This window comes from Streptomyces sp. NPDC002573 (assembly GCF_042889625.1).
In the GTDB taxonomy this organism is placed as follows: Bacteria; Actinomycetota; Actinomycetes; order Streptomycetales; family Streptomycetaceae; genus Streptomyces; species Streptomyces gibsoniae.
This window is the reverse complement of sequence record NZ_JBIARC010000028.1, coordinates 110,855-118,381: the sequence shown is the minus strand read 5'-3', so window position 1 is coordinate 118,381 and position 7,527 is coordinate 110,855. Positions and strand designations below refer to the sequence as shown.

The 7,527-nt window shown below is 72.4% G+C and carries 7 protein-coding genes; 2 read left to right on the top strand and 5 right to left on the bottom strand.

Annotation, left to right across the window (positions count from 1 at the left end; translation table 11 throughout):
* Positions 1-1,052, top strand: a 1,052-nt coding sequence (glgB, locus tag ACFYX0_RS25540; protein ID WP_388973374.1) for a 1,4-alpha-glucan branching enzyme, incomplete at its 5' end; no start/stop codon positions are given.
* Between the two features lie 55 nt (positions 1,053-1,107).
* Here glgB and ACFYX0_RS25535 read toward each other — a convergent pair.
* The 4 genes from ACFYX0_RS25535 to ACFYX0_RS25520 all read right to left on the bottom strand — a co-directional run bounded on the left by ACFYX0_RS25535 (position 1,108) and on the right by ACFYX0_RS25520 (position 5,667).
* Positions 1,108-3,372: a HelD family protein gene (locus ACFYX0_RS25535; RefSeq protein WP_388973372.1), complete on the bottom strand. Its 2,265-nt coding sequence runs from the start codon at positions 3,370-3,372 to the stop codon at positions 1,108-1,110.
* 138 nt (positions 3,373-3,510) lie between these two features.
* The gene (locus ACFYX0_RS25530; protein WP_388973370.1) at positions 3,511-3,825 is read right to left on the bottom strand and encodes a thioredoxin family protein; all 315 of its coding nucleotides are present in this window, start codon (positions 3,823-3,825) and stop codon (positions 3,511-3,513) included.
* A gap of 14 nt (positions 3,826-3,839) precedes the next feature.
* Complete coding sequence (locus tag ACFYX0_RS25525; protein WP_388973368.1) at positions 3,840-4,268, bottom strand: MerR family transcriptional regulator; 429 nt, start codon at positions 4,266-4,268, stop codon at positions 3,840-3,842.
* Entirely contained in the window at positions 4,255-5,667 is a 1,413-nt protein-coding gene (locus tag ACFYX0_RS25520; protein WP_388973366.1) for an MFS transporter, read from the bottom strand. The genes ACFYX0_RS25525 and ACFYX0_RS25520 overlap by 14 nt, the downstream gene beginning before the upstream one ends.
* Positions 5,668-5,737: 70 nt before the next feature.
* Here ACFYX0_RS25520 and ACFYX0_RS25515 point away from each other — a divergent pair, with 70 nt between their 5' ends.
* Positions 5,738-6,745 carry an Lrp/AsnC family transcriptional regulator gene (locus tag ACFYX0_RS25515; protein WP_388973364.1) on the top strand — a complete coding sequence of 336 codons (1,008 nt, stop codon included), beginning with the start codon at positions 5,738-5,740 and terminating at the stop codon, positions 6,743-6,745.
* Here ACFYX0_RS25515 and ACFYX0_RS25510 read toward each other — a convergent pair.
* Positions 6,702-7,472, bottom strand: coding sequence for a DUF2127 domain-containing protein (locus ACFYX0_RS25510; RefSeq protein ID WP_388973363.1), 771 nt, complete (start codon positions 7,470-7,472; stop codon positions 6,702-6,704). The genes ACFYX0_RS25515 and ACFYX0_RS25510 overlap by 44 nt on opposite strands.
* Positions 7,473-7,527: the final 55 nt, after the last annotated feature.

The window sequence follows — 7,527 nt, the reverse complement described above, 5'->3', positions numbered from 1 at the left end:
TCGCCAACGCCGTGTACTGGTGCGAGGAGTTCCACATCGACGGCCTGCGGGTGGACGCGGTCGCCTCCATGCTCTATCTGGACTACTCACGCGAGTACGGCCAGTGGCGGCCCAACCGGCACGGCGGCCGGGAGAACCTGGACGCCGTGGCGTTCCTGCAGGAGATGAACGCGACGGTGTACCGGCGGAATCCGGGTGTGGTGACCGTCGCGGAGGAGTCGACCGCCTGGGACGGCGTCACCCGCGCCACCCACCACCCCGGCCCGAGCGGCTTCGGGGGGCTGGGCTTCGGCCTGAAGTGGAACATGGGCTGGATGCACGACTCGCTCCAGTACATGGCCCATGAGCCGGTGCACCGCAGCTACCACCACAACGAGATGACGTTCTCGATGGTGTACGCGTACAGCGAGAACTATGTCCTGCCCATCTCGCACGACGAGGTGGTGCACGGCAAGCGGTCGCTGGTGTCGAAGATGCCCGGCGACTGGTGGCAGCAGCGCGCCAATCTCCGTGCCTATTTGGGCTTCATGTGGTCCCATCCGGGCAAGCAGCTCCTGTTCATGGGGCAGGAGTTCGCCCAGGGCTCCGAGTGGTCCGAGGCGCGCGGCCCCGACTGGTGGCTGCTCGACCCGGGCTACGGCGCGTCGGCCGACCACCGGGGTGTGCTTGATCTGGTCCGCGAGCTGAACACGGTCTATCGCGGGACTCCGGCGCTGTGGCAGCGGGACACCGAGCCGTCCGGGTTCCAGTGGGTGACGGGGGACTCGGCCGACGACAACGTGCTGGCGTTCCTGCGCCTCGACGCGGACGGCACGCCCCTGCTGGCCGTGTCCCACTTCTCGCCGGTCGTCCGGCACGACTACCGGCTGGGTGTCCCGGACGACGTACCGGCCTGGCACGAGGTCCTGAACACCGACCTCGCGCGCTACGGCGGCAGCGACGTCCACAATCCGGACCCGCTGAAGCCGGAGCCCACCCCCTGGCACGGCCGCCCGGCGAGCATCCGGCTGACGCTGCCGCCGCTGTCGACGGTGTGGCTGCGGCCCGCCTGACGCGGGACACCGTGCGGGCGCCTCCGGGGGCGGCGGCTCCCGGAGGCGGCCACCCCTATGCCGTCGGCGCCTCGGCCAGGGCCTGTGGCAGCGGGTCGCGGTGCAGGATCCCCAGCCGCTGGGTCGCCCGGGTCAGGGCCACATAGAGGTCGCTCGTGCCGTACCGGCCGGGCTCGACCACCAGCACGGAGTCGAACTCGAGGCCCTTGGACTGGCGCGGGTCGAGCAGGACGACGGTCCGCGTCAGATCGGGCTCCGCACCCGCCGTCACCCCGTCCAGCCGAGCGGCGAGCGACCGGTGCAGAGCGCGCGGGGCGATCACCGCGAGCCGGCCCTCGGACGGAGTCAGCTCCCGGACCGCCTCGGCCACGGCTCCGGGCAGGTCGTCGGTGGCACGCACCCAGGGCGGTACCCCCGTGGACCGCACCGAGCTCGGCGGCTCGAAGTCCGGGTCCTCGGCCCGTACGACCGCCGCCGCGACCTCCATGATCTCGGCGGGGGTGCGGTAGTTGACGCCGAGGCGCGTGTGTTCGAAGCGGTCCTCGACGTACGGCGCGAGGATCCCCGACCAGGAGCCGATCCCGGCGGACTCGGCGGTCTGCGCCGGATCCCCGACCAGCGTCATGGAGCGGGTCGGGCAGCGGCGCATCAGCAGCCGCCACGCCATCGCCGACAGCTCCTGCGCCTCGTCGACGATGATGTGGCCGAACGCCCAGGTGCGGTCGGCCGCCGCGCGTTCGGCGGCGCTGCGGTGGTCCGCCTCCTCGTGCCGTTCGGCGAACCGCTCCGCGTCGATGATGTCGTGCGCGGACAGCACCTCGGACCCCTCGGGGTCGTCCTCCTCCTTGTCCTCGAACTCGTACGTCCGGGAGGCGTACGACACGTCCAGCACGCCCTGCGCGTACGACACCTTGGTCTCGCGCTCGCGTTCGGCGCGGGCGCGCGCCACCCGGTCGTCCTCGCCGAGGAGTTCGGCCGCCTCGTCCAGCAGCGGCACGTCGGCGACGGTCCAGGCCCGGGTGACCGGGCGGCGGACGGCGGCCGCGTCCTCGTCGGACAGATAGCCCTCCGGATCGGCGAGGAAGTCCGCGACCAGCCGCCGCGGGGTCAGCCGCGGCCACAACTGGTCGATCGCCGACCAGACTTCGGGGTTCTCCGCGAGTTCGTCGCGGATCTGGGTGATGTCGCTCGCGTCGAGGAGGTTCGTGCCGTCGTACGGGTCGGTCCCGATCCGCTCGGCGACCATGTCCGTCAGGGTGTTGAGGATGTGGCCCTCGAAGTGCTCGCGCGCCACGTTGTGCGGCAGCTTCGCCGCGCGGGTGCGCTCGCGGGCCATGTTGACGAGCCCGTCGTCGAGCAGCAGCACCTCCCGGTCGTGCTTGACGGCGATGACCGGGTCGGGCAGCGCCTGGCGGTCGCGGACGACCCGGGCCAGTACGTCGGCCATCTCCGCGCGGCCCTTGACGGCGGCGGCCTCGGGAGTGTCGGTCGCGGTGGCCCTGACCCCGGGGAACAGTTCGCCGACGGTCGCCAGCAGCACCCCGGTCTCGCCCAGCGAGGGCAGCACCTCTCCGATGTAGCCGAGGAACGCGGGGTTCGGGCCGACGATGAGGACGGCGCGGCGGGCGAGCAGTTCCCGGTGCTCGTAGAGCAGATAGGCCGCCCGGTGCAGGGCGACGGCCGTCTTGCCGGTGCCGGGGCCGCCCTCCACCACGAGCACGCCCCGGTGCGGAGCGCGGATGATGCGGTCCTGGTCGGCCTGGATGGTCTGCACGATGTCGCTCATCCGGCCGGTGCGGGCGGAGTTGAGCGCCGCCAGCAGCACGGCGTCCCCGGTCGGGTCCTCGTGGCCGGTGCGCTCGTGGTCGGCGAGGTCGAGGATCTCGTCGTGCAGGGAGACGACCCGGCGCCCGTCGGTGCCGATGTGCCTGCGCCGGCGCAGGCACAGCGGGGTGTGGCCGGTGGCCAGGTAGAAGGGTCGCGCGACGTCGGCCCGCCAGTCGATGAGGATCGGCGTGCGCTCCGCGTCGTCGGCGCGCAGCCCGATACGGCCGATGTGGTGGCTCGCCCCGGAGGTGAGGTCGATACGGCCGAAGCAGAGCGAGCCGTCCACGGCGTTCAGCGCCGCCAGCAGCCCCGAACGCTCGGCCACGAGGATGTCCCGCTCCAGCCGGGCCTGCATGGGCTTGTCGCCCTGCGCGAGCGCGTCCGCGACGGAGGTCTCGGTGTCGCCGCGCACCACGTCCACCCGTGCGTACAGCCCGTCGATGAATTCCTGCTCATGCCGCAATTCATCGTCAGGAAATTCGGTGTTTGACAATTCCGCTCCCGACCCGATATACTGTGCTCACTGGACTTCTTCGTGACCCCATTTAAATGAAGTCGCGAATCATTGAATATACGCAAAGAAATCCCCCGGGCGCAATTGCCCCGGGGGATTTCTCTGTTGCGGACCAGGTCAGAGCACGTCGGACAGCTCCTCCAGGAGCCGTCGCTTCGGCCGGGCCCCCACCATCGCCTTCACCGGCTCACCGCTGCGGAACACCATGAAGGTCGGCATGGACAGCACCTTGTACGCGTTCGTCGTCGTCGGATTGGTGTCCACGTCGAGCTGCACCACCTTGAGCCGGCCCTCTTCCTCCGTGGCCAGGGCGCTGAGCACCGGCCCCATCTGCCGGCACGGCGGACACCAGTCCGCGGTGAACTCCACCAGCACCGGCAGCTCCGCCCCGATCACCTCCGCCTCGAAGTCCGCGTCCGTCACCTCGGTCACACCTGCCGCCTTGATCACCGCAGTCGCCCTCCCAGCTCGCACACCGGTTCCGGACCGCCCGGAACCCCCGCCTCGGCCGCCAGCGCCTCGCGGGCCTCCTCCGCCTTCGCCAGCTGCACCCCGACCTGCGCCCGTACGGCGTTCAACTCGCCGATCAGCGCGTCGAGCTCGTCCAGCTTGCGGCGGTAGACCGCGAGCGACGCGGGACAGGAGTCGCCCTCCGGGTGCCCGGCCCTCAGACACTCCACGAAGGGCCGCGTCTCCTCCAGGTCGAACCCGAAGTCCCGCAGCGTCCGGATCTGCCGCAGCAGCTTCAGATCGCCCTCGTCGTAGGTGCGGTGCCCGTTGCCCGCGCGCCGCGCGGTCAGCAGCCCCCGTGACTCGTAGTACCGCAGGGTCCGGGTGGTGGTCCCGGCCCGCGCCGCCAGCTCACCGATTCGCATGCGCCCGACCGTAACTCTTGACGCCGACGTCAAGGCAACGCGTCATGAGGGCACCCGCCACCCCGGTGGCCACCAGCAGCCCGGCCGCCGTGCCGAACGCGGCCCCGGCGCCCCGGGCGAAGAACACGCTGCCGAGCAGAGCGACCCCGAGCGTTGAGCCGAGCTGCTGCACGGCGTTGAGCAGCCCGGCCGCGGAGCCGGTCTCGTGCGGGCGCACCCGGTGCAGCGCCGTGGTGAAGAACGGCACCGTGAACAGCCCCTGCCCCGCACCGCACACGGCGAGCACGGGCAGCAGCGGCCACGGGTAGCGGCCGGCCGGGACGACGGCGTACACGGCGACGGCGGCCAGGACCCCGGCGAGCAGCACCCCGAGCCCCGCGTGCAGGACCCGCGCCCCGTACGCCGGCACCAGCCGCACCCCCGCGTACCAGGACGCGACGGCCATCGCGCACGACCAGGGCAGCAGGGTCAGACCGGCGGGGAGCACCCCGATGCGCGGGCCGAGTTGCAGCTGGACGACCACGACCAGCGTCAGCCCGGTCACCACCGCGAAGAACAGCAGGGAGCACAGCAGCGCGGCCGGGAAGCCACGGTCGGCGAAGAGACCGGGTTCCACGAGGCGGCTGCGGCCGAGGCGGTCCCGGCGCCGCTGGTGCAGGGCGAAGAGGGCGGCCAGAGCGAGGCCCGCGGTCCACGTCACGGCGTACCGCAGCAGGCCGGCGCCCTCGATCAGCGGATACGTGACCAGTCCGGCGGCGGCGGTCGCCAGGGCAGTGCCGAGCGGGTCCAGCCGGGGACGCCGTAGCGACCGGTCCTCGCTCAGCAGCGGGGTCGCGAGCAGCACCCCGACGCCGAGGGGGACGTTGACGAGGAACGCCGCCCGCCAGGACGCGGTATGGGTGAGCGCCCCGCCCAGGACCGGTCCGCAGACCGCGGCCAGGCCCATCACCGGGCCGATCCAGCCCATGGCGCGGGCCAGTTCACTCCCGTCGAACAGGGCGCGTATCAGCCCGATGGTCTGGGGGATCACCAGCGCCGCGGCGGCACCCTGCACGGCCCGCGCGGCGAGCAGCGCACCGGTCGTGGGCGCACAGGCGCACGCCAGGGACGCGAGGAGGAACACGGCCGTCCCGGCCCGCAAGACCCGCCGGCGGCCGGCGATGTCACCGAGACGGCCACCGGTGACGAGCAGCACCGCGAACGGCAGGGTGTACGCGGCGCCGTACCACTGGATGGCGGAGACCGGGCCGCCGAGATCGGCGTGGACGGCGGGTGCGGCCACGTTCATGATCGTGGCGTCCAGAAGGTTCATCGCCTCGGCGACGAGCAGGACGGCCAGTGCCGCCCAGCGCAAGGAGTGACTGTTCCGCATGCCGGCGAGCGTGCGGGCGAACGCCATGCGCGTTCCATCAATGGCGCCTAGACTGCGGATTTCTTCCATGCGGTGCCGACCGGTGAGGGATTCATCCGTGATCGACGAGATCGACCGGGCTCTGCTGCACGCGCTGTACATCGACGGCCGGGCCCCGTTCAGCCGTGTCGGCAGCGTGCTCGGGGTGTCGACGCAGACGGTGGCGCGGCGCTTCCGGCGGCTGGCGGCCGAGGCGTCGCTGCGGGTCGTCGGGCTGGCGGAGCCGGGGCACGCCGGGCGCACCCAGTGGCTGCTGCGGCTCGGCGCGGGCCCGCACACCGCACAGGATCTGGCGCGGGCGCTGGCCCGGCGTCCGGACACGTCCTGGGTGCGGCTGGCCTCGGGCGGCACGGAGATCCTGGCGGTGGTGCAGACGCCCGCGGACGACGGGCACACGCTGCTGCTGCACGACCTTCCGCGCACGAACGGGATCACCGCGCTCTCGGCGCACTGTCTGCTGCATGTCTACCGGGGCGGGCCGACGGGCTGGCGGGGCCGGGAGGTGGTGCTGACGGAGGACCAGGTCCGGCTGCTGCGGCCGGGCGGCGAGGCGCCGGTGACGGCACGCCCGCTCACCGACGCCGATCTGCCCCTGCTGGAGGCGCTCGGGCGGGACGGCCGGGCGAGCCAGGCCGAGCTGGCCGCGGCCACCGGCTGGTCGCCCGCCACGGTCGCGCGCCGGCTCGCCGAGCTCCAGGCCTCAGGTGCCCTCTACTTCGATGTCGACCTGGACGACACGGTGCTGGGCGCGACCGCGCAGGCGTTGCTGTGGATGTCGGTCGCGCCGGCCCGGCTGGACGAGGTGGCGCACACCCTCGCCGGCCATCCCGAGCTGGCGTTCGTCGCGGCGACGACCGGCCCCACCAATCTGCTCGCCCAGGCACTGTGCCCGGACCCCGCCGCGCTGCACGCGTATCTGACCCGCCGCCTGGGCGCCCTGGACGGGATCCGCTCGCTGGAGTCGGCGCCGGTGCTGCGCACGGTCAAGGCCGCGGGCCCGCTGGGTCCGGCGCCGGCCCGGGTCAGACGGGGACCTCCAGGCCCGCCGACTCCTCCACCTCCATGAGCGAGGCGCTGTGCCGCTCCTCGTCGAACGCCTTGCGGCCGCCGCGCAGCCCGAACAGCCGTTTGGCGAGGGCGATGTAGAGGACCGCGAGGATGTTGAGCACCAGCGTGGCGATCTTCAGTCCGCTGACGTGCTCGGTGAGTTCGTAGATCTCCAGGGGCAGGAAGGCCGCGGTGGCGACGACCGTCAGATACTCCGCCCAGCGCTTGGCGTACCAGAGCCCGACCGCCTCGATCAGCTCGATCAGCGCGTAGGCCAGCAGGAGCCCGGCGACCAGGAGCAGCGTGGAGTGGCGGTAGCCGAAGGCCTTCTGGACGGTGCCGACCACAGGTGAGTGGTCGAGGTCGTAGTGGAAGTGCCGGAAGACGGGCCGCAGCACGTCGAGGTACTCGGTGAAGAGCCGCCGTACCGCGTCCTGGCTGTTGCTGAACTTCCACACGGCCACCGCGACGAGCACGATGAACACCCCGCGCACCGCCCGTTCGAGGGCCAGGAAGCGCAGGATGAACAGGTCGCGCAGCACCTTGCCGCGCGGCACGAGCGGCGCGTCGGAGGCCGGTCCGGTGCCGTGCGGCTCGCCGAGCACGAAGTCGCCGCAGCGCAGGCACCGCCAGACGTCCCCGAGCGCCGTCTGGGCGTGCAGCCGGACCCGCAGCCGGGGGTCGTCGGGCGCGTAGGTCACATGCCCGCGGCGCGCACAGGTGCGCCGGTCCCAGTCGATCTTCATGCCCCGTGCCTCCCGGACAAAAGGTGCCGTGCCGGACGGTCCGGCACGGCACGGT